22 protein-coding genes, 1 tRNA gene and 1 pseudogene are annotated in these 25636 nt (G+C 45.2%); 14 read left to right on the forward strand and 10 right to left on the reverse strand.

The window, feature by feature from the left end:
* Window positions 1-16: 16 nt before the first annotated feature.
* Window positions 17-934, reverse strand: a complete 918-nt coding sequence (locus tag IQE94_RS05825; protein ID WP_212716762.1) for a DUF4007 family protein — start codon at window positions 932-934, stop codon at window positions 17-19.
* Window positions 935-1685: 751 nt separating this feature from the next.
* Here IQE94_RS05825 and IQE94_RS05830 point away from each other — a divergent pair.
* A complete protein-coding gene (locus IQE94_RS05830; RefSeq protein ID WP_223342900.1) occupies window positions 1686-1922 on the forward strand; it encodes a hypothetical protein in 237 nt (78 codons plus the stop codon).
* A gap of 181 nt (window positions 1923-2103) precedes the next feature.
* Window positions 2104-3600, forward strand: coding sequence for a cobyric acid synthase CobQ (cobQ, locus tag IQE94_RS05835; protein WP_212716767.1), 1497 nt, complete (start codon window positions 2104-2106; stop codon window positions 3598-3600).
* Window positions 3601-3698: 98 nt separating this feature from the next.
* Here cobQ and IQE94_RS05840 read toward each other — a convergent pair whose 3' ends face one another.
* Window positions 3699-5282: a Na+/H+ antiporter gene (locus tag IQE94_RS05840; protein WP_212716769.1), complete on the reverse strand. Its 1584-nt coding sequence runs from the start codon at window positions 5280-5282 to the stop codon at window positions 3699-3701.
* 450 nt (window positions 5283-5732) lie between these two features.
* On the opposite strand from IQE94_RS05840, the gene IQE94_RS05845 reads away from it, so the two are divergent.
* The 4 genes and pseudogenes from IQE94_RS05845 (at window position 5733) to IQE94_RS05860 (ending at window position 9215) form a co-directional block, all read left to right on the forward strand.
* Window positions 5733-6680 carry a LysR family transcriptional regulator gene (locus tag IQE94_RS05845; protein ID WP_212716771.1) on the forward strand — a complete coding sequence of 316 codons (948 nt, stop codon included), beginning with the start codon at window positions 5733-5735 and terminating at the stop codon, window positions 6678-6680.
* Between the two features lie 279 nt (window positions 6681-6959).
* Window positions 6960-8087, forward strand: a pseudogene (locus IQE94_RS05850) (IS701 family transposase); the annotation flags it as partial.
* A gap of 233 nt (window positions 8088-8320) precedes the next feature.
* Window positions 8321-8725, forward strand: coding sequence for an IS630 transposase-related protein (locus IQE94_RS05855; protein WP_223342902.1), 405 nt, complete (start codon window positions 8321-8323; stop codon window positions 8723-8725).
* Between the two features lie 7 nt (window positions 8726-8732).
* Window positions 8733-9215 (forward strand): IS630 family transposase, encoded by a 483-nt coding sequence (locus tag IQE94_RS05860; RefSeq protein ID WP_249214045.1) that lies wholly within the window; start codon window positions 8733-8735, stop codon window positions 9213-9215.
* A 519-nt stretch (window positions 9216-9734) separates the two neighbouring features.
* Here the strand turns inward: IQE94_RS05860 and IQE94_RS05870 are convergent.
* The 5 genes from IQE94_RS05870 to IQE94_RS05890 form a co-directional block, all read right to left on the reverse strand.
* Window positions 9735-10016, reverse strand: a complete 282-nt coding sequence (locus tag IQE94_RS05870; RefSeq protein ID WP_212716775.1) for an Arm DNA-binding domain-containing protein — start codon at window positions 10014-10016, stop codon at window positions 9735-9737.
* Window positions 10017-10163: 147 nt separating this feature from the next.
* Window positions 10164-10237, reverse strand: a tRNA-Pro gene (locus tag IQE94_RS05875).
* 66 nt (window positions 10238-10303) lie between these two features.
* Window positions 10304-11719, reverse strand: a complete 1416-nt coding sequence (locus IQE94_RS05880) for a Ycf66 family protein (protein WP_212716777.1) — start codon at window positions 11717-11719, stop codon at window positions 10304-10306.
* Between the two features lie 198 nt (window positions 11720-11917).
* The gene (rpmB, locus tag IQE94_RS05885) at window positions 11918-12154 is read right to left on the reverse strand and encodes a 50S ribosomal protein L28 (protein ID WP_010871496.1); all 237 of its coding nucleotides are present in this window, start codon (window positions 12152-12154) and stop codon (window positions 11918-11920) included.
* An 89-nt stretch (window positions 12155-12243) separates the two neighbouring features.
* Window positions 12244-12831, reverse strand: a complete 588-nt coding sequence (locus IQE94_RS05890; protein ID WP_212716779.1) for a hypothetical protein — start codon at window positions 12829-12831, stop codon at window positions 12244-12246.
* A 134-nt stretch (window positions 12832-12965) separates the two neighbouring features.
* Here IQE94_RS05890 and IQE94_RS05895 point away from each other — a divergent pair, with 134 nt between their 5' ends.
* From IQE94_RS05895 to IQE94_RS05925, 7 genes are all read left to right on the forward strand, one after another.
* Window positions 12966-13688 (forward strand): heme oxygenase (biliverdin-producing), encoded by a 723-nt coding sequence (locus IQE94_RS05895; RefSeq protein ID WP_212716780.1) that lies wholly within the window; start codon window positions 12966-12968, stop codon window positions 13686-13688.
* Between the two features lie 268 nt (window positions 13689-13956).
* Window positions 13957-14979, forward strand: a complete 1023-nt coding sequence (gene hemF / locus IQE94_RS05900; RefSeq protein WP_223342903.1) for an oxygen-dependent coproporphyrinogen oxidase — start codon at window positions 13957-13959, stop codon at window positions 14977-14979.
* A gap of 97 nt (window positions 14980-15076) precedes the next feature.
* The gene (locus tag IQE94_RS05905) at window positions 15077-15658 is read left to right on the forward strand and encodes a Uma2 family endonuclease (protein WP_249213891.1); all 582 of its coding nucleotides are present in this window, start codon (window positions 15077-15079) and stop codon (window positions 15656-15658) included.
* Window positions 15659-15758: 100 nt separating this feature from the next.
* Window positions 15759-16610 carry a prolipoprotein diacylglyceryl transferase gene (gene lgt, locus IQE94_RS05910; RefSeq protein ID WP_212716784.1) on the forward strand — a complete coding sequence of 284 codons (852 nt, stop codon included), beginning with the start codon at window positions 15759-15761 and terminating at the stop codon, window positions 16608-16610.
* A gap of 51 nt (window positions 16611-16661) precedes the next feature.
* Window positions 16662-17156: a cupin domain-containing protein gene (locus IQE94_RS05915; protein WP_212716786.1), complete on the forward strand. Its 495-nt coding sequence runs from the start codon at window positions 16662-16664 to the stop codon at window positions 17154-17156.
* Between the two features lie 286 nt (window positions 17157-17442).
* Complete coding sequence (locus IQE94_RS05920; RefSeq protein WP_194019547.1) at window positions 17443-18624, forward strand: AAA family ATPase; 1182 nt, start codon at window positions 17443-17445, stop codon at window positions 18622-18624.
* Entirely contained in the window at window positions 18624-19184 is a 561-nt protein-coding gene (locus tag IQE94_RS05925) for a DUF4276 family protein (RefSeq protein WP_212716788.1), read from the forward strand. The genes IQE94_RS05920 and IQE94_RS05925 overlap by 1 nt, the downstream gene beginning before the upstream one ends.
* Here the strand turns inward: IQE94_RS05925 and IQE94_RS05930 are convergent.
* Both IQE94_RS05930 and IQE94_RS05935 read right to left on the reverse strand, forming a co-directional pair.
* On the reverse strand, window positions 19181-20629 hold the full coding sequence (locus tag IQE94_RS05930; RefSeq protein ID WP_212716790.1) for a DUF697 domain-containing protein: 1449 nt from the start codon (window positions 20627-20629) through the stop codon (window positions 19181-19183). The genes IQE94_RS05925 and IQE94_RS05930 overlap by 4 nt on opposite strands.
* An 88-nt stretch (window positions 20630-20717) precedes the next feature.
* The gene (locus tag IQE94_RS05935; RefSeq protein ID WP_223342904.1) at window positions 20718-23240 is read right to left on the reverse strand and encodes an EAL domain-containing protein; all 2523 of its coding nucleotides are present in this window, start codon (window positions 23238-23240) and stop codon (window positions 20718-20720) included.
* Between the two features lie 234 nt (window positions 23241-23474).
* Here IQE94_RS05935 and IQE94_RS05940 point away from each other — a divergent pair, with 234 nt between their 5' ends.
* The gene (locus tag IQE94_RS05940; protein ID WP_212716794.1) at window positions 23475-24773 is read left to right on the forward strand and encodes an FAD-binding oxidoreductase; all 1299 of its coding nucleotides are present in this window, start codon (window positions 23475-23477) and stop codon (window positions 24771-24773) included.
* A 59-nt stretch (window positions 24774-24832) separates the two neighbouring features.
* On the opposite strand, the gene IQE94_RS05945 is transcribed toward IQE94_RS05940, so the two are convergent.
* A complete protein-coding gene (locus tag IQE94_RS05945) occupies window positions 24833-25636 on the reverse strand; it encodes an SUMF1/EgtB/PvdO family nonheme iron enzyme (RefSeq protein WP_223342905.1) in 804 nt (267 codons plus the stop codon).

Below are 25636 nucleotides of genomic sequence, written 5' to 3' on the forward strand. Positions count from 1 at the left end.
CTTAAATCAATAAATACTAAATATCAGCGTAATAGGTTTCTAGGACTTGGTTAGCTAATGCTATCGGCTCTGAATCAAACCAGAATTGCAATTTACCGGCCGCATCTTCTAGCCCTAAACGGTTGTGGGTACGGCCAACTGTCTCTATTGCACCGCATAAACTACTCTCTGTTAACTTAAAAACCATTCCCGGACTCCCTTCATCATAAAGGAGCTTGGCTAAAGGAATTGTCCGTGCCGTCTCATTAACTCGCTGAGCATAGTTCAAGACTGCATACAAAATAACTTCAGGGACTAAGGTCGATTTATATCCTAAACGAAACAAGTAATGATTGCCACTGGCTGGACTAATCAATCCTAAATCCACAAAAGGACAATCTAACGATTCTTCACTGGCAATAAACTTTTTAATATTAGGTTGCTTAGCATACATCCTAAGCAAACAACTGACATCTTTTTTTAGAGAAGATTCAGCAATATTCCCCGATAGGCGATCACCGTAATCAACTAACGCATCCAATAGGTCACGGTCGGTAAATTCCAAACGATTAAATTGATTAAATATGAACCACCAAGCCGAGGCTAAACATGGTGTTTCTAGTAACTTCCAGTGTAATAACCATAGCGATGCGGGATCTTCCAAATAAGAATCCCATCCCTGATCTCCCAGTAATGCTTCTCCAAAAATCGTTGGTTGATCATCTTCCAACAACTTAAAGGCTTCGCACCAGTAGCGAATTGATCGCACCATATTCTTCCCGACTCCAAGCAACACTGGTGCATCTTCTGCTAAAAAAATGCGCGAATTATCCCTTGCTCGATCAAATCCTTTTTTGAGCCAACCAAAACGTGGATGAAATGTCTCATGTCTTGCAAAGATAGGTTTTAACTGATTTTTATATTTTGGAATATCAAGATCAAATTGAACTTTCATAATCATGTATTTTAATGCCTTACTATTTTAGCATTTATTGTGTCATAATCTATGGAGGTAGGTGGTGCCATTAATATGACAAGTTAATGTCAAGTCAATTTTAATCTTTCATCATCATGTTTTATAAGGTGTGAATTGTAAATTCATAATCAAAGAACTCTTTGCATAAACAATTGAATTTTTGACGAATAAAGCTTTTTTAGTGTAATTGTAATAGACGAAACTTTGGCAATTAAATTACATAAATAGTGCTATTTTTATAAGCTTCAATTATTCTCTTTCTTATTTTCATTGGTAGAGCTGTGATTGTTTTCAGGCTCCTTTTATGCGTGCTATTGTAATATCTTGTCAGGAAGTTTGTGCTGTCTATGTTTCTCTGAGAACTGGAATCGGCTTTCCTTCTACTAATTCCGGCGATCGCCGCTATCCCTCTCTTTTGGAATGAAAAGCCCAAGCCAATTAATGTTGGTGCCTGACCTGTTCCATTGTTCTTGCCTCTCAATGTCACGATTTGTGAACTTAACCCCATACCTTATGCCAACATTGCTTGATTTTGTTAAAGTCGATACAGAAAATATTCGTTTTATCTTCCTCAACTTTGTCTAAAAAAGACATCATTGGGAAATTGCCAGGGATTCTGTCACTTTTATGGTCACAGGATCTGGCCGCAGTGTGACCCAGCATTGTTTTATCCCAACCAATCCTGGGCCGGGGAGGCATAAAACCTTTTGAGCAATATGGAGGACCGCTGATGAATACCGCATCTCCCATTGACTGGGATGAAATGTTTGAGTATTTGCCGGGGACAATAGTAGAACTCAACTCCGAACCGGGGGTTTTATATCAAATCGACTGTTACGAAACCTGTATGGTTCCACCCATCTGGTTAGTGGGGGATCCACGGCCACGCTATCCTCACCAGATGCGGATTGTGTCGCGTCAGCAGGTTAAGGCTTGTGAGTTGGAGCTTGAACCATCCTTTGCCTGATGGGAAAGAATCCTGTGATTCCCGAACCTGAAGGCCATGGCAATGGAGATTTTTCATACAGCAACAGCAACCCAGCCATAACAACAAAAAAAAGCCAAGGTCAACGGTGGAAGACTAGGAGGAGGATAATACAATGGAATATCCCGCTTAATCCCTCATCAGACCTCAGCAAGAATCGGCTATGAAAGCAATTATGGTGGTTGGTACCACCTCCCATGCCGGGAAATCTTTTCTGACCACCGGTTTGTGTCGCCTGCTCCATCGTCGGGGTTATCGGGTCACTCCCTTTAAAGGGCAAAACATGGCCCTCAATGCCTTTGTCACCGTTGATGGTGGAGAAATGGGCCACGCCCAAGCAGTGCAGGCCTGGGCCGCCGGGACTGTTCCCAGGGTGGCCATGAATCCCATTTTGCTCAAACCCCAGGGGGATATGACTTCCCAGGTGATTATGTTGGGTAAGGCCGTAGGCACCACCAGGGCCCAGGAATATTACCAAAATTACTTTGACCGGGGCTGGCAGGCGATCGCCGCATCGTTGCACATTTTAGCTCAGGATTTTGACGTGGTGGTGTGCGAAGGGGCGGGTAGTCCAGCGGAAATTAACCTTAAGCATCGAGATTTGACTAATATGCGGGTGGCCAGCCATCTCGGGGCCGCCACTATTCTCATTGCCGACATTGACCGGGGTGGTGTGTTTGCCCATGTTGTCGGGACTTTGCAACTGTTGGAGCCAGAGGAAAGAAAATTAATCAAAGGCATCGTCATCAATAAATTTCGCGGCCAACGTTCCCTGTTGGATAGTGGTGTTACCTGGCTAGAAGAATATACCGGCATTCCTGTATTGGGAGTCATTCCCTATGGGCAAAATCTCTTCTCAGCGGAGGATTCCCTCGATTTGCTGGAAAGGAGCGGTCGCCCCAGCCAAGGAGATATTCGCATAGTAGTACTCCGCTTGCCCCGCATTGCTAATTTCACCGATTTTGAGCCCTTGGAGGCGGAATCCGGTGTTTATGTGGAGTATCTTCCCCTAGAAAAGCAGTTGGGCCACCCCGATGCCGTAATTATTCCCGGCAGTAAAACCACGATCGCCGATCTGCAAGCGTTACAAAACAGTGGCATGGGTCAGCAAATTATGACCTACGTCCAAGCTGGTGGCACTGTGATGGGCATTTGCGGCGGCTATCAAATGCTGGGGAAAAGTATTGCCGATCCAGAAAATATCGAAGGCAATCTTAGCAATTGCCAAGGGTTGGGACTCTTACCCCTGACCACGGTCATCACCCCGGAAAAAATTACCCGCCAACAGGAAACCATCACTTGCGCTCCCCAGCCAGGTTTAAGGGTCACTGGCTACGAAATCCACCAAGGCATCAGTCGGCGATCGGAACATAGCCAAGACTGTCTGCCCATGTTTGACCGGGAAGAGCTAGGCATGGTTAATGGGCAACAAAACCTTTGGGGTTGCTACCTCCACGGCCTATTCGATAACGGTGCCTGGCGGCGGTGTTGGTTAAATAACCTACGTCAACGACGGGGCTTGGGGCCATTACCAACCGCTATTGGCAATTATCAAGAACAACGGGAAGCCATGTTAGATTCATTAGCAGATTTTGTCGAAGCCCATGTCAACCTCAATCCGATTTTGCAGTCATTCCCAGGGGAAAATGAAACACTTTAATTAATAGTTTTTTAGGATGATGAAAGGAATTGCGGCAGAAGAGGCTTTTGTCACCCAGAATATTGCTGATGAGTGGACTCAATACACTGGTTAATAGCCTAGGATTGTTCGACCACATTTTCCCCCTCCAGGGTGACCAATAACGGCATGATATTTTCCTCCAAGCGACCCATGCGAATGAGATCGGCATAGGTTTCTGCTTCGATGTCCAACACCGTCTGGTCAAACTTTTTGTTGGCCACTTCCTGTAATAGGGGATATTCCTGTAAAAGCAGTTTGAGTTTGTCGGTGACGCTTTGCAACTGGCCTTGGACTAATTCCTGCTTATAACGCAGCCGCTCTGGATTAATGTCAGGAAATTCATCGGATTTTTGTATTTCTGCCAACACCCGCCGTAGGGCAATTTGTCGGGATACTAGCTCTGCATACTCCAAGCGTTGGGGTTGATCGCCAATTAAATCCAAGCCTTTGAGTACAAATTGGGTGGTTAGTCCCTGTACCAATAGGGTGAATAGCACCACACCAAACACAATGTCGATAATGGCCTGTCTCTCGGCGATCGCCTGGGGCACACTCAGGGCGACGGCAATGGCCACAGACCCCCGCAATCCTCCCCACCACAGCACGGTTTGCTCCTGGAGAGTAATGTGGGTACTGCTAATCTGATCACTCACCTTGTTGCTAATCAAGCTCAGACCAAAAACGCTCACTAAGCGAGTCACCACCACTGCCGCAATGGCAATCAAAATCAAATTGAGGTGATCCGAAAGGCTGCTTAGGCCAATTTGATCACCAATCAACAGGAAGATAATGGAATTAACAAAGAAGGCAACAAATTCCCAAAAAATACTGACAATCAACCTGGTGCGGGGATTCATGCCAATGCGAGAGCCGTAGTTGCCCAACACCATGCCCACTACCACCACACCAATTACCCCTGATCCCCCCAGGTTTTCCGCCAGAATATAGGCACCATAGGCTGACACCAGGGTAAGGGATTGCTCCACAAAGGGAAGGTCAAATCGTTGGGTCAACAAAGATAAGCTAAAACCAATCAGCAGGCCACAGCCCACCCCAATGCCGATCACTGTGACAAATCGAGCTAGGGTAGTGGACAAATCAAAAGTGCTAGTGCCCAGGGGAATGCCCACCAAAATAAGGAAGACCACCACCGCCACGCCGTCGTTAAACAGGCTCTCTCCTTCCATTAACGTATTTAGTTTTTTGCTAGCCCCCAACTCTTTAAACAGGGCAATTACCGACACCGGATCCGTGGCTGAAAGGGCCGCTGCCGCTAAAAAGGCGATCGCCAACTCCATGCCCCCCCAGTGGGAAAGGGGAAAGGCAATGCCCACCACACAGATGACCACCCCGAAGGTGGCAAAGAGGATAATGGGAAACCAATTTTCTTTGAGATTGCGCCACTGCAAATTCCACGCCGCTTCAAACAAGAGGGGAGGCAGAAAAATTTCCATGATCAATTCCGGCGATAAATTGATCAGTTTCACATCCACAAAGGCTAGGGCCATGCCCACAATTACCAACAGCAGGGTGTAGGGAATTTTCCGCAGAATTGGCACGGTCTTGGACAGGGTCGCAATGCTTAGGGAAACCGAGAGCACAATTAGGAATTGCTCTAGGTTATAGGAAATCGAGAGGGATTCGTTGACCGCTGTATCCACGGTTTAGGCTCCTTTCTGGCTGAAATCTCCCCCATTATGGGGCCACTCCGGTCTGAGAGCAAAGTAAAACCTAGAGTTTGGGCCAGTCCATGGCCAGCTAAGCAGATTTTTTCTGAGGCAAAAGTCCATTGATCTGGAGGGCAACCAAAGAATAAACCGAGATGACCATCCATTAATTCCAATTCACCAGACTGAGCTTGTCAAAATCATTGGTTTTATTCTATCATCAATTATCTGATAACAATCTCAGGTCTATGCAAGTGAAGATCATGGCCATTAGTTTATCCCAGTTATTGACTCCAGCGCGGCCTAGACCCAAGCCCGGCCAGGACTGGCAACCAAAAATTACCGAAATTTAGCTTCAGTTCCAGTCCAGTCTGGGTTTGAAAAAATTTTAATCCGTCTCCCCAAATTGTCCATCCCCATCTAATCACCATCTTCATCAAGGACATGCAAGCAACCTTACACCAATTAAAAGTTTTTGAAGCCACCGCTAGACATGGCAGTTTCACCAGGGCGGCAGAGGAACTGTACATTACCCAACCCACCGTTTCTAGCCAAATTAAACAGTTATCTAAAACCGTAGGGCTTCCCCTGTTTGAACAGATTGGCAAACGACTCTACCTGACGGAAGCGGGGCAGGAACTGCTGGTCACTTGTCAAGATATTTTTCGCCGCCTAGATAACTTTGCCATGAAGGTGGCAGACATCAAGGGCACAAAACAGGGGCGTTTACGCTTGGCGGTAATTACCACGGCAAAATATTTTATTCCCCGTTTACTGGGGGAATTTATCCAAAAATACCCTGGCATCGAAGTCTCTCTCAAGGTGACTAACCATGAGCAGATTCGTCATCGGATGCAAAATAATGAAGATGATTTGTACATTGTTAGTGAGCCGCCGGAAGAAATTGACCTTAATTACCAGCCTTTTTTAGATAATCCCTTGGTGGTCATTGCCCGTCGGGACCATCCCCTAGCGGGAAAAAGCAATGTTCCCATTACGGCGTTAAATAATGAAGCGTTCATTATGCGGGAAAAGGGCTCCGGTACTCGTTTAGCAGTACAAAATTTGTTCCACCGCCACTATGTTGATGTGCGGGTTCGCCTGGAATTGGGCAGTAATGAAGCGATTAAACAGGCGATCGCCGGTGGCATGGGCATTTCTGTATTATCCCAACATACCCTGGTGTCGGAGGGTGCCCGCAGTGAGCTGGCTATTTTGGACATTGACGAATTCCCCATCAAACGCCGTTGGTACGTGGCTAACCTGGCGGGCAAACAACTGTCGGTTATTACCCAAACCTTTTTGGACTATCTCACGGCCGTTACCAAAAATATGCCACCCCCATTTGCGGAGGAGTTTTCCACTGCGAAATCCGTGGTGGAAATTTCCTAGTTCCTAGCTGGTTGGGAATGGTACAGCGAGTTCAACTCCGTTGATTTGAGTATGGCCTTGGCAATTGTAGTTTTGCCTCGTTTTGCTTCTGTGTGCCATCTGAAAGTTGTTCATGACGCAGAAGTAGCGCCAATTCAAAGTTGAAGCGCATCAAAATTTGATGAAATACCTCAAAAGGAGTGCGATTAAGTAAGTTTTTTTGTTTTATTCAGCTATCCCTCTTCCGTCAGACTGAGGGAATTAAAATGGAGATAAAAGGCTGAAAAGCGCGGAGGGAGAATGACAAAGACAAGAGAGGCGAAAAAGACAGTACAGTGTGTAGACACATATAGTGAACTGTATAAAGATATATTTCCAGAAGTGAGGTCTTATGAGTCATTTAAATATATCATTGTGGGAATATTAAGTGATATAAAAAGAAAGAGTTTACCTGCAATAGCATCATCACTAGGATTGAAAAATGAACAGGGATTACTGCATTTCATGACAGATTCTCCTTGGGAATTAAAAGAATTAGAAAAAAGAAGATTAAATATTATCTTAGAAGTTTTAGAAGGAAGAGAAATAATAGTAATAATAGATGAAACAGGAGACCCCAAAAAAGGGAAAACAACAGATTATGTAAAAAGACAATATATTGGAAATTTAGGAAAAATAGAAAGCGGTATAGTGTCAGTAAATGCCTATGGTTACTGCAATGGAGTAACGTTTCCTCTAGAATCAAAAGTATTTAAACCAAAAGAAAGATTAAAAGAGGGAGATAAGTATAAAACAAAGCCGGAATTAGCAGTAGAGATAATAAAAGAACTAGAAGAAAGTGGTTTTAAAATAAAAAGAGTAGTGTCAGATAGCTTATATGGAGAAAGCCATAGCAATTTTATCAGTGCCGTAGAGGAATTAAAAATAGAATATGCAGTGGGAGTCCGGAGCAATCATGGGGTCTGGCTTCCAAAGGAAGCTAAAGTAAGGGCAAATAAGTGGAGGAGGTTTGAACATATAAGATGGGATGGAAAACAGGAAGATAGGTATATCAGAGAAATAGTTTATGGCAAAAAAAACGCAATAAGATATTGGGAAATTAAAACAGAAACAGAAAAAGAGGAGGAAAAAGCAGGATGGTTTGTAATGACTCGAATACCAGATATTAAATATAAAGAAGTTGTCAGAATATATGGGGTAAGGTCATGGATAGAATATGGATTTAAGCAATGCAAAAGTGAATTAGGATGGGCAGATTTTAGGGTAACTCATTATGAGCAAATTCAAAAATGGTGGGAATTAGTGATGTGTGCATATTGTATGATTTGTTTTTATGATGAGAATTTTAATCCGACTCTAAATTCAACGTCAAAGTATCATCAAAAGCATGAAAAATGGGATAAAGAAGAAGGGTGGAAAAAATGGCTAAACAACCTACGATTAGTGATCTCTGTATTTAATGCAATAAATCTTATCAAAAAGTGGTTAAAAGTATTTCCATTTGCCCATGTTTTGGATGAGTTAACTAAACTTTACAACAAGATTGATAAGCTAGATCGATTAAAGTATTTGCTAAATTCATGGAATACATTCTATTCTTCTTCTGCCTAGATTGATGAAAGAGGGCTATAGCAAAGATTGCTAAGGTTAGGACATAATGTATGGAAAGAGTTAGGAAAAAAGCGATGCCAGCCCCCTACAGTGTAGATCTAAGAGAGAAAGCGGTAAGTGCAGTAGAAAAAGGAGAGAAGAAAAGCCATGTCTGCCGAACACTGAACATTAGTCGCAACACCTTAGACCTATGGATAAAAAAAAAGAAAGAAACAGGAAGTGTGGCCGCGAAGAGAGATTATGAGCGTGGTCCACGACCGAAAATAGATGATTTGGATAAATTCAGAGAATTTGCGGAGGAGAACGGTCATTTAACGCAAAAACAAATGGCAGAAAAATGGCCAGAGTCCGTAAGTAGAATAAGAATAAGTAAGGCTCTAAAGAAAATAGGGTTTACTAGAAAAAAAAACTTATATTTACAGGGAAATAGAAGAGGAAGCGAGAAAGGCATTTGAAGATGAAATCAAGCAATATGCGGCAGAAAAACTGATTTATATGGATCAAGCCGGTCTAGATGACACTCTAGACTACCCCTATGGGTACTGTCATAAATCAGAGAGATTAAAGGCGAGCAAATTAGGACATAGAACCAAGAGAGTCAGCATAATAAGTTGTTGGTGGAATGGAACAACAATAGCTCCAATGATATTTGAAGGATACTGTAACGCTCAAGTAGTATGCACGTGGATAGAAGAAATGTTATTACCAGAGTTAATACCAGGTCAGATACTAATCATGGATAATGCAAGCTTTCATCCGAAAGAAAGAATAAAGGCATTGGTAGCAAAAGCTGGGTGTGAGGTTATATTTTTACCACCATATTCACCAGACTTGAACAAAATTGAGAAGTTCTGGGCGAGACTAAAACGTTATGTTTCCCAACTTGTTAGTAATGGAGAATCGCTGATTTCTGCATTGGATATAGCGTTGAGAGAAATGTCCTAACTATCTCGTCCTTTGCTATGGTTCTCCCTAGCCATAGCTTAGATAGACTGCTTCATATTGCTAGGACATAGCTCTTGATAGACTTTTGGGTCTAGCTTCCACACGCGCTTCCAAGCGAATAGAAACGTCACCAAGTCAGCGTAGTGCTGGTAGTAACGATCCGTTCTAAAGGCCGCCAAGATGGCTTGAATCTCAGGCAATGTAAATGACTTAACTTTCTGCTTAGGGGCTGGTTTTACCCGCTCTAAAAGGATGCCCATGGGTTTTGTCCGAGTGTCTGCTCAGCCCAATTCCAACAGGACTTAACCAGGGTTAGGTAGTCTTTAGCCGTTCGTTCGACCACTCGCTTTCGCAAGTACTCGGCAAAAGGGACGGCACTGGCCTCATCCACAGTGTCTGCTGGCTTAGTTGAGAAAAATATGTCTAAATGTCGCTGCATAGCTCTATATCGGCACAGACTGCCCACCTGCAAGTCTTTGACTTTGGTCTGAACCGCAGTGAATTTCTCAAATAGCCTAGTCACGGTGGTTGCCTCGCGCCTTTTAGCGGCAGCTTGGGTGGCTTGTACTTCTTGAGGGTCTCATCAAAGTTGCCGGAGGCAATATCCAGTTCGATCTGAGTCGATTTCTGCTGGGCCACGATGCGATTGACTCGAGAATCAGGCAAACCAACGGCTATGTAATGGCGTGTGCCTCCATAGGTAAAGCGTAATCTCAGCCTGCCTTTATCACTTTCTACCTTGACAAGGCTTCTATCTAGGTCGCGGCTCAGCGTCGGGCGTGCCGCTACGGGGAGTTGCATAGTAAGTCATCTTCCTACCAATTTCCTACCACTCAGACGTCCAAAAATGGCCAACCTCACCCCCCTGATTGACAATATGCTCTAAGGTCATCAAAAAGTTGATGCGTCGGCTACAAGGCGCTTCTGCAGCAGTAGGTTTTAGAAGAATCGGGATGACAGGATTCGAACCTGCGGCCCCTTCGTCCCGAACGAAGTGCGCTACCAAGCTGCGCTACATCCCGCAATTCAGCCTTAAGATCCTAGCATAGGACATATCCTTTCTGTTTTGTTATTGAATACCTCCCTGTTTAGCCATCAGCCCAATTTTGTTTTTCTTCAGTGGAATCATCCTCGTCGTTAGCGTTTTCTCCCTCTCCATCTTCTGAATTTGTTGCATCGGATGAATCAGTTGGTTGCTCTGGCAGATCTTCTAGTTCACTGGCGATCGCCTCAGTGACTTGTTCTGGTGTGACTTCGGGCTCATCCCCCCCCTGCCCCGGCTGAATTTCAGTTGCGGGATCGGTAACGTCTTCCACTGTTTCCTCAATTACCACCGCCATTGCTTCAGAAGTCGGGGGAGAAATATCTTCCGTCTCTTCTTCTGCTTCCTCCTGGGTTATGTGGTCATCTTGCTCCACCACATCTATGGGCTGTTCTTGTTCAGCGACATTTCCTGAGTCAGGCACCTCCACTAAGGTGATTTGCTGTTCAATTTGTACCGTTTCCACCACGGCAATTACCTGAGTTTCATCAGTTTCATTATTTTCTTCCTTGTCATCGGCAATCCCGTCGGAATTTTCCAGCACGCCATCGGAATTAACTGACGATAAATCTTCTCCCCAATCTTCCCCATCATCCCAGTCATCGCTTTCAACATTGGCGCTCTCAGATTCAAGGTTTAGGGTCTGTTCCACCACTGTTGGGGTTGATTGCTCCGCTTTAGCAGGGGGGCTAGCGGGCTTTTTACGACCAAACAAACGCTGGAAGAGTTTTGATTTCGGTTTTTTCAGCAAAACTTCCTCTGATTGATCGGCGGAAGACTTAGCCGTTTTTTCTTCCGCCTGATTAGATGTTTCGACAATTTTTTCCACTGCTTCCTCCGCTTTTTCTACCACCTCTTCTGCCACAGTCTCAGCAACTTCATTCAATTCCTCCACCATGGTTTCCGCCGTTTCTATGACACCTTCCACTTCCTCGGAAATATCTGGATTCTCTTGGGTTATAGCTTCGGGAACTTCTTCGGTGATGGGAGACGGAACATTCACCGGGATAGAATCTTCCCCTAACTCTGATTGTTCACCGGTTGCTGGTAAGTCCTGTTTAACCGCTGCCGTCCCCGGTTCAATTTCGGTTTCAGTCTGTTTTCCGTCAGCATCTTTATCCTTTGCTAAAGCTTTGGCTTTGGGTTTACGTTGCAAGCCCCCGGCCAACCAATCCAACAGGGAAAAACTCGGAACTTCCACAATGGATTGTCTGGCGATCGCCGCCCGGAGTCGGAGAGTTTGCCAAGCGAAGGCCAGGACTAATACCACCACGGCCACTTGGCCGAGGAGAATTGCTCCAGTGAAATGTTGGGCACAGTTCCAGAGCACCAGGCCATAGAAAAAGCCCACGCCACTCCAAAGGAAATCGTCCTTGCGATGCAGTTTGGGGGCAAAAAATGCCGAAAAGAAAAAAGCTAGACTGGCTAAGGCCACTGCACCGGATAGCATCAACGCCAACATCGGAAGTTACTCCATCGAGAAATTCACCTTTCCATTCTGCGTTATCTTGACCTTCCTGTTCAATTATCGTCCCCGGCTAACCCCGCGCTTTACCCCCCAATGGCAAGGAGCAGGAACCGTAATGGAAGATTCTGCTCCTCTGTGGATTTGTCCATGGGAAGCTGTCTGGGATACCAACAAAAACTACAGCCGATCGCCCTAGAATTTATTCAAGTTGATGCCCGCTTCCTTGGCCATGGCGTTGATGCCTTTGGATTCCAAAGTTTTAATGGCAGTGGTGGAAAGACGCAGACGTACAAACCGATTGCCTTCGGGCCACCAAACCCGTTTCCATTGCAAATTCGCCTGTTGTAATTTCTTGGTGCGACGGTGGGAGTGGGATACGGCAAAACCGTTATTAGCTTTTTTCCCGGTCAGTTGACAGCGACGGGCCATGGCAGATCTCCTTATGATCAGATAAAGTCCGATCTAACACTATATCAGAGGATTATGGGCTGGCGATCGCCAGTCTTTGCCTAAATCGTTTAAAACTTAATGCCGCTGGGCTGGTCAGGGGTGGCCACAATACGATGGCAACCGGAACTGGGCTTAGCCCATTGATATTGATACTCCACCGGATTACCCCAGCAAATACCCAAAAATAACTCAGTTTGGGTGCAGTCCAACTCTGCCCATTCCCCCTGTTCCCACAGTTCAGCAAAAGATTCCCGTCGCAGGGGTCGGTGATGGTGGGCGATTAGCCAGTAATTTAACTTCTCCGTATGTCGCTGCCAAAATGCCAATATTTCCCTTTTAACAGCCATTAACTTTTCCTTGTCTCCTTCCACCGCTGTTAACTGGTTATGGATTTCGGGAAACTCGATGGATTCTCCCTGGAAATGACATTGACGCCACACTAACCCCGAAACGTTATGTTGCCGTTGATATTGATGGATTTGCTGACGGAAATCTTGATAGGCAAATACTTTCCCCACCTGGTTCAGGTCTATGGCCTTGGCCACAATGGGATTATCCAGGCGATCGCCGGGGGAGAGCAACTGCCGTTTACCCTGACAAGTGGCCCGTAGCTCCTGCTCCAAAATTTCTAGCAACTGCTGGGTTGTGTAGGTCATGGGGGGAGAAGGGGCGTTAAAAAAACTTAATGGTACGACTCAACGAATCCGTTTAGGCTAATAAACTAGGCATATTTTTATCTTCCTTAACAGCCAACTTTTCATTCAACCCAAGATATACAGGTATTTTTAGCATGAGTGTCAACTTAGCTTCCCAGTTGCGGGAAGGGACGAAAAAATCCCACTCCATGGCGGAGAACGTCGGCTTTGTCAAATGCTTCCTCAAGGGCGTTGTCGAGAAAAATTCCTACCGTAAGCTGGTTGGCAATCTCTACTTTGTCTACAGTGCCATGGAAGAAGAAATGGCAAAGTTCAAGGACCACCCCATCCTGAGCCACATTTACTTCCCTGAATTGAACCGTAAACAAAGTTTAGAGCAGGATCTGCAATTCTATTACGGCCCCAATTGGCGGCAGGAAGTAAAAATTTCTTCCGCTGGCCAGGCCTACGTAGACCGAGTACGGGAAGTGGCCGCCACCGCCCCCGAATTGTTGGTAGCCCATTCCTACACCCGTTATTTAGGCGATCTTTCCGGTGGTCAAATTCTCAAGAAAATTGCCCAAAATGCCATGAATCTCCACGATGGTGGCACGGCTTTCTATGAATTTGCTGACATTGATGACGAAAAGGCTTTTAAAAATACCTATCGTCAAGCCATGAATGATTTGCCCATTGACCAGGCCACGGCGGAACGGATTGTGGATGAAGCCAATGACGCCTTTGCCATGAATATGAAAATGTTCAATGAACTTGAAGGTAACCTGATCAAGGCGATCGGCATTATGGTGTTCAACAGCCTCACCCGTCGTCGTAGTCAAGGCAGTACCGAAGTAGGGCTCGCCACTTCCGAAAGCTAGATTCTCCTAGCGTGACAATTTATCCAGGGAAAACTGGTGATTTTAGGGAACCGAATCAACCTAGAGTTGCCAGTTTTTCTCCGTCTGTCTAGAACCTGTTGGAGACATCCCCTGTCCCCTTAATTCTAGGAAAAATCGGACTTGCTCAAACTCTCCCAACGTTGCCGGGAGCTTCAGTCGTTCGATGTCAGGGATAATTTTTAGGTCTTTCAGACGTATCTTCAGGTATTCGTAAACAAGTTACCCAAGCTCTTCAGCAATTTTCACCATGACCGTTTCCCCCACAACCCAACCCCAAACCACCCATTCCTTACCACCGGCCGACGCGAAGCAACGGGTCAGCCAATTTATGCAATCTCTCCAAGACGAAATTTGCCAAGGGCTAGAGGTCTTGGATGGTAAAGGAAAATTTCAGGAAGATAGTTGGCAACGGGAAGAAGGGGGCGGCGGCCGTTCCCGGGTTTTAACGGATGGAGATTTTTTGGAACAGGGGGGAGTTAATTTTTCCGAAGTCTGGGGCAAATCCCTACCGCCTTCGATTTTAAAACAGCGCCCTGAAGCGGAAGGCCATGAATTTTACGCTACGGGCACTTCCATGGTGTTACATCCCAAAAATCCCTACGTTCCCACGGTGCATCTTAATTACCGTTACTTTGAAGCGGGCCCGGTGTGGTGGTTCGGTGGGGGAGCCGATTTAACTCCCTACTATCCCTTTGCCGAAGATGCCGCCCATTTCCATCACACGTTAAAAAATGCCTGTGACCAAACCCATGGGAAATTTTACCCGGTGTTTAAACGCTGGTGCGACGAGTATTTTTACCTCAAACATCGCCGGGAAATGCGGGGTATTGGCGGTATCTTTTTTGATTACCAAGATGGCAATACTCCCCTTTACCGAGGGCCCGATGCCAATGGCCCAGCGGCCCAATACAGTAACCAACTAGCCCCCATCGAACCCCTGGGTTGGGAAGATTTGTTTAGCTTTGCCCAACGCTGTGGCCGGGCTTTTCTGCCGGCCTATAGCCCCATTGTGGAAAAACGTCGCCATACTGAATACGGCGATCGCCAACGGCAGTTTCAGTTATATCGTCGGGGTCGGTATGTGGAATTTAACTTGGTCTATGACCGGGGCACTATTTTCGGTTTGCAAACTAATGGCCGCACGGAGTCCATTTTGATGTCCTTACCCCCTTTGGTGCGCTGGGAATATTGCTACAGCCCGGAAGCTGGTAGCCCGGAAGCGGAATTGACAGAAAAATTCTTAGTTCCCCAGGACTGGGTCAATAGTTAGTTCTCTCCATGCACTTCTGCCTTAGGTTAGGAATTGATCCCGGTCTTGGGCAGAGGAACCATAATGGGAATTAGCCATATTGCGAGGAAAAAGAGCCATGTTGCTAGCCCTAGACCGCATCAGTGTGCTTCTCGGCCAGACCTTGGTTTTGCGGGATGTGGACTGGGATGAATTTGAAGCTTTACTGGAAGAACTCGGTGAACATCGCAGTTCCCGCATTGCTTACCATGGTCAGCAACTGGAAATTATGGCTCCCCTGCCCGGACACGAAATTGATAAAGAATTAGTCGGTGACTTAGTCAAAGCATTGTTAGAGGAACTGGACACTGAATTTTATCCCTTGGGTTCAACAACTTTTAAAAATAAGTTGCTTGGATTGGGCTTAGAGCCGGATAGCTGTTTTTATATTACAAACGAAGCAAAAGTTCGGAGTTTAAAACGTTGGGATGCAGCTATTGACCTCCCGCCGGATTTAGCTCTCGAAGTGGATCTAACTTCCCGCACCCATTTGGATATTTATGCCCAATTAGGAGTGCCAGAGGTGTGGCATTTTAAACGTAGAGAATTGGAAATTCACTGGCTAGAACAAGGGGAATACCGCCAAAAGGAAGCTAGCACAATTTTTCCTGGTTTTCTTTCCTCTCAAAGAAATTATTCCTGCCTATCTGCAACGCATTGACCAGGAGGGCCGCAACAAAACCATCAAAGCTTTTCGTATTTGGGTAAAATTCCACATTGATGCTAAGAATTAGGGGTTGGCGATCGCCACAAGGAAGTTAATGATTGAGCAAATGTTTTTAGGACAATTTCAGTCCCCCGGGCCGGTGATGTTCCAGGTGGGGGGCTTTGCCCTGCGCTGGTACGGATTTTTGATTGCCAGTGCGGTCATTATTGGCTTGAACCTATGCCAATGGTTGGGCCAAAAAAGGGGCATTAATCCCGATCTATTCAACGATTTAGTTATTTGGTTGGTGGTGGCGGCTATTCCTTCCGCTCGTTTGTATTATGTTTTGTTTGAGTGGCCCCGCTACGCCCAAGATTGGCTGAATATTTTTGCCATTTGGCAGGGAGGCATTGCCATCCACGGTGCCCTTATTGGTGGCACCTTAGCCATTCTTCTTTTTACCCGTCGCCACCATTTGTCTTTTTGGAATCTACTTGATGTGCTCACCCCAGCAGTTATTCTCGGCCAGGCGATCGGGCGCTGGGGTAATTTTTTCAACTCGGAAGCTTTTGGTGCCCCCACTAATTTGCCTTGGAAGTTGTATATTCCTTTTGGTAATCGTCCCTCAGATTTAACCAGCTATGCCTATTTTCACCCTACTTTCCTATACGAATCCCTCTGGAATTTAGGTGTTTTTGCCATGTTAATGACTTTATTTTTTTATGGTTTGCGACATCCTGAAAAAATCAAAACTGGTACCGTCGCTTGTATCTATTTAATTGGCTATAGTCTTGGTCGAGTTTGGATAGAAGGTTTAAGATTAGACAGTTTAATGTTCGGTCCACTAAGGGTAGCCCAAGTAGTCAGCCTCACGTTAGTTTTATTAGGTTCCATTGGTCTTTTTTGGTTATATAGTCTGGGGAAAAATTTACCCGATTGGTCGGAGCGGAAGTTAGCAAAAAACTAATTTAGCTCCCTTAAGTAAATCAAATTAATCAAAAAATCTAGGACTAATTTCATGAAAAAAGCAATTAATTACTGGGTAGAAAAATTAGCCCTACTGCCCCATCCTGAAGGGGGATTTTACAGGGAAACTTATCGATCGCCAGTTCAGAGAAATTTTGATAGTTTCCATGGGGATAGAAACATAGTAACAGGCATTTATTTTTTATTGACTAAAGATAATTTCTCCGCTTTCCACAGGATTAAATCCGACGAAATGTGGCATTTCTATGCCGGTGACAGCTTGGAAATTTATTGGTTTTCACCTCAAGGAGAATTGGAAGTGATCAACCTAGGCTTGGACTTAGAAAAAGGAGAAGTACCCCAAGCAGTAGTTCCCCGGGATTGTTGGTTTGCTTCTAGGGTCAAAAATGGCGGAGATTATGCCCTAGTGGGTTGCACCGTGGCCCCCGGATTTGATTTTCAGGACTTTGAATTGGCCAACAGGGAAGATTTATTAAATATCTATCCCCGATCCGCTGAAATTATCAACCAACTAACTAGGCAATAGTGGCAGGACTTGAGAGCCTAATACTAATATGGATCTCCTAATTAATATCTAATCATTTGATAATGGAGCATTAAAAATATTGGAGCAGGAAAAAGAATTTGCAAAAAACATACCTGTTTTCAACTAAAATTTCTAAAATTTGTTTGAAAGATTGTCTTTGACGCCAAACAACCTAAATTTTTAGGGTAAAACTTATATACAAACACTTTTCCTACTAACCACATTTTTATTTTTCTTCTATAAAAATAAGAAAAGCTTATAATCGCCAATTAATCTATTACTTAAAATGAAAATTGTCTCTATCAAAATCAAAAATTATCGTGTGTTTGAAGATATTGAAATTAATAATATTCCTGGTTTTTGTGTGATTATTGGTGCCAATGGAACGGGAAAATCAACTCTATTTGATATTTTTGGCTTCCTTAGGGATGCTCTCAAAAATAACATTCGTCAGGCTCTTCAAATCAGAGGGGGCTTTAACGAAGTTATAACCAGGGGAAAGGAAAAAGAAGATATAGAGATAGAAATAAAATTTCGCATGGAGATACTTGGAACAGAACGTTTAGTAACTTATATTCTTATCATTGGACAGGAAAATAAAAAAGTTGTTATTAAGCGAGAAATTTTACGCTATAAACGAGGTGAATATGGTTCGCCTTACCACTTTCTCGATTTTCAAAAAGGACAAGGATATGCTATTAGAAATGAAGAAAGCTTTAAAAGTGACGAAGAATTAGAGCGAGAAGAGCAAAGGCTTGAATCTGCGGACATATTAGCAATTAAAGGATTAGGGCAGTTTCAGAGATTTAAAGCTGCTAATGCATTTCGTTCCTTAATTGAAAACTGGCATGTTTCAGATTTTCATATTAACGATGCTAGAGGTAGCAAAGATGCACTTTACGCCGAGCATCTTTCTCCCACTGGAGACAATATGGCGATCGTAGCAAAATATATTTATGACGAACACGAGGAAATATTTGAACAAATTTTAGCAAAAATGAAAGAAAGAGTTCCCGGTGTTGATCAAGTAGAAGCGGCAGAAACAGTGGATGGTCGATTAATTTTAAAGTTCCAAGACCAAGCTTTTAAAGATCCCTTTATTGATCGTTATGTTTCTGATGGCACTATGAAAATGTTTGCCTATCTGATTTTATTGTTTGATCCTAAACCTCACCCTTTACTCTGTGTCGAAGAACCTGAAAATCAATTATATCCAACTCTTTTGCAAGAACTTGCTGAAGAATTTGCCAGCTATGCCCATCGCGGTGGTCAAGTTTTTGTTTCAACTCATTCCCCTGATTTTCTAAATTCAGTACCTTTAGATAGTATTTTTTGGTTAATAAAAATTGAAGGTATTACTAAAATTGAAAAAGCAACTGACCATCAAATTCTTAAAGACTTGATTGCAGAGGGAGATCTTCCTGGTTATCTCTGGAAACAAGGATGGTTTGAAGGAGTTGCGCCCTAATGAGTTATGACTTAATTTTTCTTCTGGAAGAACCTTCTATTAAAAGTGTTTTGGAAATTCTTTTGCCTAAAATACTGCCGGAAAATTTTAGCTATAAACTGATTCCTCACGAGGGCAAACAAGACCTTGCTAGATCAATTCCTACGAAGATAAAAGCATTTCAATTTAGTCCTAGTACAAAGTTTGTAATTGTTCACGATCAAGATTCCCATAATTGTAAAAGCCTCAAAGAAGAATTATTAAAAATTTGTCGGAAATCAGGAAAAGAAGATGTGTTAATTCGTATTATTTGCCATGAACTTGAATCATGGTTTCTTGGAGATCTTGCCGCCATTGAAAAAGCCTATAATCTTAGACCTCGTGGATTAAGCCAAAAACAAAATCAACAAAAGTTTCGTGATCCTGACAAACTCAACTCCGCTAAACATGAGCTCAAAAAGTTAGTCGGTGAATATTATGCTGGAACTCATTCCAAGAAAATTGCTCCTTATTTATCACTGACAAATAACAAATCCCATAGCTTTCAGGTCTTTATAAATGGGATGAAAAAATTGGTTTAAACGGAGGCTGGGCTTAATTGTTGGCGGGCCCGCTGGAAAAATCCTTGCAATATGGCCCGACGCTGATTTTGCTCAAAGGTTTGTTTGACCACTGCGGTCAGCTTTTGCCAATCCCATTGGGGTTCACTCAGGTCAGGACTTTGACTTTCGAGGAAAGTGATCAAGCTCAAGCCAGCAATGCGAGTCAAGTAAGCGGCGCTCAGTCCTTGGAGGGCACCACCGGCCAAGTAAGTGAGGGGCTGACTTTTTAGCAAGGCCCCCAAAGCCTGGGTGGATAGTTCGACCATACCTAGTTTAATTAGGATTGCCCCCATCTCTTTGGCCACTGTTTGGGCTTGGGCCAGGGAAATTTTTTGATGGTACAGTTCCCCTAAGTCCCAGACCAGTTGACCATTGATGGCGATCGCCGTCAGCAGATCAAGATTAGGCACCGGATTAACTAAGGCAGTACCGGCGGCCAACCATTGGGCCTGTTCCACTAGGGGAAGGGCCAGGGTGCGACGATTTTCCCGCCACCGTTCTTTCGCTTCTTGGCCAATGGTCTGACATCGACGCCATTGTTGACCCAGAACCAGGGATTGCCACTGCTCTGTGGCCCGTTGTTGCAGTTGGGACACCAAATTGCCCAGGTCGGGGGGAGGAATTTCCCGGTCAGTTTCCCATTGGCCATCCGCTAGATAACGACGGATTTGGATTGGTTGAGGAGCAGCACTAATGGGGATCACCGGGTTGGGATTGCCCAATTGGTCAACCTGATGTTGCAGTTGATCCCAGAGAGTTTGGCGATCGCCGATCGGGTAAATATCCTGCTTATTAAATAACAATTGCCAATGGTGATGGTGGGCTTGCAAAAATTCCAACACCTGCCACTGAGCGCTGGTCAAATCTCCTGTGGTTAGCACTAACACCCAGTGGGATTCTGTCATGAACCGGGCCATGGCTTCCGGGGAAGTCTCCGCCGCCACTACCTGCCAATTGAGAATCAAGGGTTCTTCTCCGTCCACGGGGGTTAGTTGGGAAGGCAATAGGTGCAATAAACTGGTCTTGCCACTGCGTTTTTCCCCTAGGACAATGCCGTTTAATGCCTGGGGTTGGGGTGCCGGTTGTCGTAATGCTTGCAGTTCTTGGAGCAAATCTTCCAAGGCCAGATCCGGTGCCTGGGCCTGACGACGGGCCAGTAACTTTTCCCCATTGGCGATCGCCGTTTGCAAAATTTCTGGAGTTAACACCTGTCTCTGCTCAGGGGGAGTTTGGTGACGCCGCCGCCACCTCCAGATTACCAATCCCAGACCAGATAAAACCCATAAACCCCATTGATCCCATGGTTGTTCGGCACTGTAAGTGGCAGACCAAAGCCCCAGGATGGCTGATAGGCCAATTCCTCCCACCACCAGGGGCTTTTTCAACACAGTCTTAAACCCCGTTTTTAAACCTGGTTGCCCCATGGCTTCCTTTCCCCCTCAAGCTAATCCAAACTAGGCCGAATAACCCAGAAAACTAACCTGGATTTTGGCTGATCCCATCCTACCGGAATCAGGGGAAGAACGGTTGCTTTTGCCATAGACTTTCCCACTCCTCCACGGCGATCGGTGGACTAAATAAATAGCCTTGGCCGTAGTCACAGCCTTCCAGGCGGAGGAAATTCCATTGTGCAGGGGTCTCAATGCCCTCCGCAATCACTTCTAGCCCCAGATGGTGGGCCATAGCAATAATCGCCCTTACCAAACCGATGGTATTTTGATCATCAGGCAGTAATTCGACGAAGCAACGATCAATTTTGAGGGAACTGAAGTCAAATTTACGCAGATAATTTAAAGAGCTATAACCTGTACCAAAATCATCTAAAGAAAGGCTGATATTTTCCTCTTTTAAATCACTTAAATTCTTTAGTAGATCGCCATTTTCTTCCAAAATCAAATTTTCTGTAATTTCCAACTCTAACCACTCCGGACGCACCTGATAGCGTTGTAAAAATTCTCGCAAAATATTCACAAAATAGCCATCTTTTAACTGCCTCGGTGAAACATTAACGGACAGCCAAAAAAGCTTATCTTCCAAAGGTGTATGCCAATGGGCCACCTGGCGACAAGCATTATCCAATAACCATTCCCCCAACTCCACAATTAAACCCAACTCCTCCGCCATGGGAATAAATTGATCCGGGGGCACCGCTCCCAGCCGTCCATTGTGCCAGCGCATCAAGGCTTCGGCCCCAGCAATTTCCCCCGACTTGAGGTTGACAATGGGCTGATAAAAAATCTTAAATTCCTGACGGGCCAGGCCCTGACGCAATTCGGACTCGATAACAATCCTCTTTTGGGCCGCCTGATTCATGTGGGGGGTGAAAAAACGGAACATATTGCGGCCGGCTAGTTTGGCCGCATACATGGCCGTGTCGGCATTGCGTAGTAACGTATCTGCCTGAAAGCCATCGTCGGGAAATACCGTGATGCCAATGCTGCCATGGACAAAAAATTCCATTCCCTGCAAATTAACCGGTTGCCGCATTACCCCCAATAATCGTTGGGCTATCGCCGTTAATCTACGGCTATGGGCAACCTGGTCAAGAATAATTAAAAATTCATCCCCTCCAAGACGAGCCACGGTGTCGGTCTGGCGCAGGGCCCGCTGTAGTCTTTCTGACACCTCCACCAAGAGTTGATCCCCGGCATTGTGCCCGAGGGTATCGTTCACCTTTTTAAAATTGTCTAGATCAAGAAACATCAAACCCACCAAATGCTTATGGCGCAGGGCAGATTCGATCGCCTGTTGAAGACGATCCTTAGCCAAAATACGGTTGGGCAGTCCAGTTAAATGGTCATAGTGGGCCTGGTGAAAAAGAGCTGCCGCCTGTTGCTTCTCCCTAGTAATATCTTCTTTAACCGCCACGTAATGAGTAATAATGCCATGCTGATTACAAATGGGAGAAATGGAAGCCCTTTCCCAATACAATTCACCATTTTTTCTGCGGTTGTGAAACTCCCCATGCCAAGGGCGACCGGAAGCCAAAGCGCGCCACATTAGTTCATAATCATCTTTGGTTTTATCCCCGGATTTTAAAATTCTGGGGTTGCATCCTACCACTTCTCCCGAGCTATAACCAGAAATTTCCTCAAATTTAGGGTTTACATAGGTGATATTGCCTTCAACATCGGTAATCACAATGGAAGCTGGACTTTGTTCACAGGCTTGGGAAAGAATTTGTAACTGCTTTTCTACCTTTCTTCGTTCAGTAATGTCCCGCATAACAAACAGCAAACAATTCACCTGATTGAATTCTATGGATTCCCCTGATAGTAACATCGTCCGAATTTGTTGCTGGCAATCATAAACCTCTACTTCCGAGTTATTAAACTTAACTTCATTATTTTGTTGCCATAATAATAAGTCCCGGAGAAAACTCTGCCGTTGTTGTTCATCTACCCAGAAATTAAATTGTTGATGAATTAGACCCACCAGTTCTTGTTTGACTAAACCAAAAAAATCACAAAACTGCTGATTAACATCCATGATGCAACCACTACTACGACCATAAATAAAAATAGGGTCAGGATTTTGATTAAAAGCCACAGAAAAATTAATTTTTGATTGCATCAAGGCGGTTTGGGTACGCTCATTTTTTTGGATTTGTTCTTCTAATTGCTGATTTTTTTCCGTCAGAGTCTGACTTGCTTGGTATAGTTTAAGCTGTAGTTGCAAACGAGTCAGTATTTCTGCCTGCTGAAACGGCTTATGAATGTAATCCACCGCCCCTAATTCTAGGCCTTTAACAATACTTTCTTGGTCAGTCAAAGCAGAGAGAAAAATGACTGGAATTTTAGCGATGGTGGGGTTTTCTTTGAGACGGCGGCAGACTTCAAAGCCATCCATTCCAGGCATCATAATATCGAGGATAATGATGTCAGGCTGTACCTGAAGAATTTTCTGGATGGCCGTTGCTCCCTCTTCTGCTGTGAATACCCGCCATCCCAAACTCTCAATAAAACGGCGGAGAACTTTAAGGTTCAAAGGGCTATCGTCAATGGCAAAAACGGTGGTAGTTTGGGGGGAGGACATTGACGTCTCGGAGATAGGCTAAAAATTAATTCTGTTCAATCTGGGGACAATGCCAGTGGAGTTTCCCCTAACCCTAGACAAATTCTAGCAACTACGGTGAAGCTCTACGCTACTCTCCGGAAATATGTAGCCCTAAATTTTCCATTGAATCGATGGTTGAACTGCGCTAGGATTGGCGCTGTAACTAACTCTAATTAACCGTATTGGGGTTACCATTTCCCTTTAGTAAGTTCCATGGCCGTTGCTTCTCTGCCTTTTTTGCCCCAGCATTTTCCCCACAGCTCTAGCTGTTCCCTCAAAGATTTACCTCCCCAGCAACAAATGGCGATCGCCCAGACCTTGGCTGAGCCGGGAAATGCTCCTAGTCATTGGGTGGCTCCAGAGAGTCAGCAAGAGTTGCAATCTTTATTGCGTCAGTGTCATCAAAACAATTGGCCAATTATTCCCTGTGGCAACCAAAGTAAACTAACCTGGGGCGGTTTGGCTAAGCCGGTGCAATTACTGGTGAGTAGTGGTCGTTTGAATGGCATTGTTGACCATGCGGTGGCAGATTTAACTGTGACAGTGGAAGCGGGGGTAAAACTCAAGGATTTACAGGCTATTTTGCAATCCCATCAGCAATTTTTGCCCCTCAATCCCCTCTACCATGACCAAGCAACGGTGGGGGGCATTATGGCCACAGGTTGTGCCGGGCCTTGGCAACAGCGTTACGGTGGGGTGCGGGACCTGGTGCTGGGTTTTTCCTTTGTCCGATGGGATGGGCAACTGGCCAAAGCCGGCGGCAGGGTGGTTAAAAATGTGGCCGGTTATGACCTGATGAAACTTTTCATTGGTTCCTACGGCACGCTGGGTTTTATTTCCCAAATCACGTTTCGTCTTTATCCCTTGCCGTCCCATTCCCAAACCGTCTTTTTGACTGGTAATACGGCTCGGCTGATCGAATTCAGTCAAGCCCTCCGGCGATCGGGACTGGCCCCCACCGCGGCCTTAATTTGTTCCCAGGGTCTAGTCCGAGCATTAAACCTTGGGGAAGAATTGGGTTTACTCATCCGTTTCCAAAACCTCCAGCCGGTAGTTCAAGCCCAGGTCAGTGAGGTGGAAAAACTCGCCCAAGCCCTTACTCTAGAAAACCAAGCCTTTGAAAATCAGGGGGAAATCGAACTCTGGCAACGGTGGGAAAAAACCATGGCAGGCCAAAACATGATGGAGTCTATACTCTGCAAGTTTGGCCTGGTGCCCGCTCAGGCGGTGGATTTTTTGCAACAGTTACCGGGGCTAGGATATGTACAGTTGGGCAATGGCATTGGTTGGGGACGTTTTGGTCAGCTTGACCGGGAAGAATTAAGCCAGCACAGGCAAATTTGTCAAAATTATGGCGGTTACCTAACGGTGTTAGGAGCGGCTCCTGAATACAAAAAACACTGTGACATTTGGGGCCAGAGTGGCCATGGTTTGGCGATGATGGGCCGTCTAAAAAATCAGTTTGACCCCCACAATCTTTTTAGCCCTGGCCGCTTTGTAGGCGGTTTTTAGTCATTGAGAATAATAGTTTTATGACATTTCTGGCATATTCATAAAAAGTATCTCGGAGTTTAACTGGCACAACGAAAACCGACTAAAACTTGCCTAGTCCAAGGATGGTACCAATTGCGGAAGCTGGCCCTCAAGCCCCAACTACGGGTGGCCCAACTGCCCCCTCGCATCACTCGATGTTGCCCATCAAAATAGGTCTGGGAGTAACCCCGATAGGGATAGGGGTGAAAATTTTCGTAGGGTTCAAAATTAGAAGCCGTCCATTCCCACACATTGCCTAATAGGTCATAACAACCCCCTTGATTACGACCCTGGTCATAATAATTGACAGGGGTAGTTTGCCCATGATGATGATTAAAGTTGCACCACTCCGGGCTGGGCAAGGCTTCTCCCCAGGGATAGGTGCTGGAGTGATGCGGACTAGACCAACGGGCGGACCTTTCCCATTCCTGCTCTGTGGGTAAACGTTTACCAATAAAGTTGGCATAGGCCTCGGCTTCGTAGGCACTGACTCCGTAGACAGGGTGATTCTGGGTTGTATTTTGGGGTCGCCAATAAAGCGGTGCTGTGATGTTGGCCTTTGAGCGCCATTGCCAACCGGCCTCTGTCCAGTATTTGCTTTGTTGATAGCCGCCGGCATCGATGAATTGTTGATATTGGGCCTGGGTAACGGGGTATTTATCTAGCCAGAATTGTTCCACTTCGACCCAATGGAGCGGGCGTTCGTTGTCCTGGGCCCAAACTTGCTCACTGCCTTGGCAAACAACTCCGGCGGGAATGGCCACCATGGCCGCTTGTAAAGGTAATTTCTGGGAGTCAGTGGGGCAATGGTGTTGATTAATCCTTAGGTCAATGCCGGCCAA

The sequence above is a fragment of the Synechocystis sp. PCC 7339 genome, from assembly GCF_019924095.1.
GTDB lineage: Bacteria > Cyanobacteriota > Cyanobacteriia > Cyanobacteriales > Microcystaceae > Synechocystis.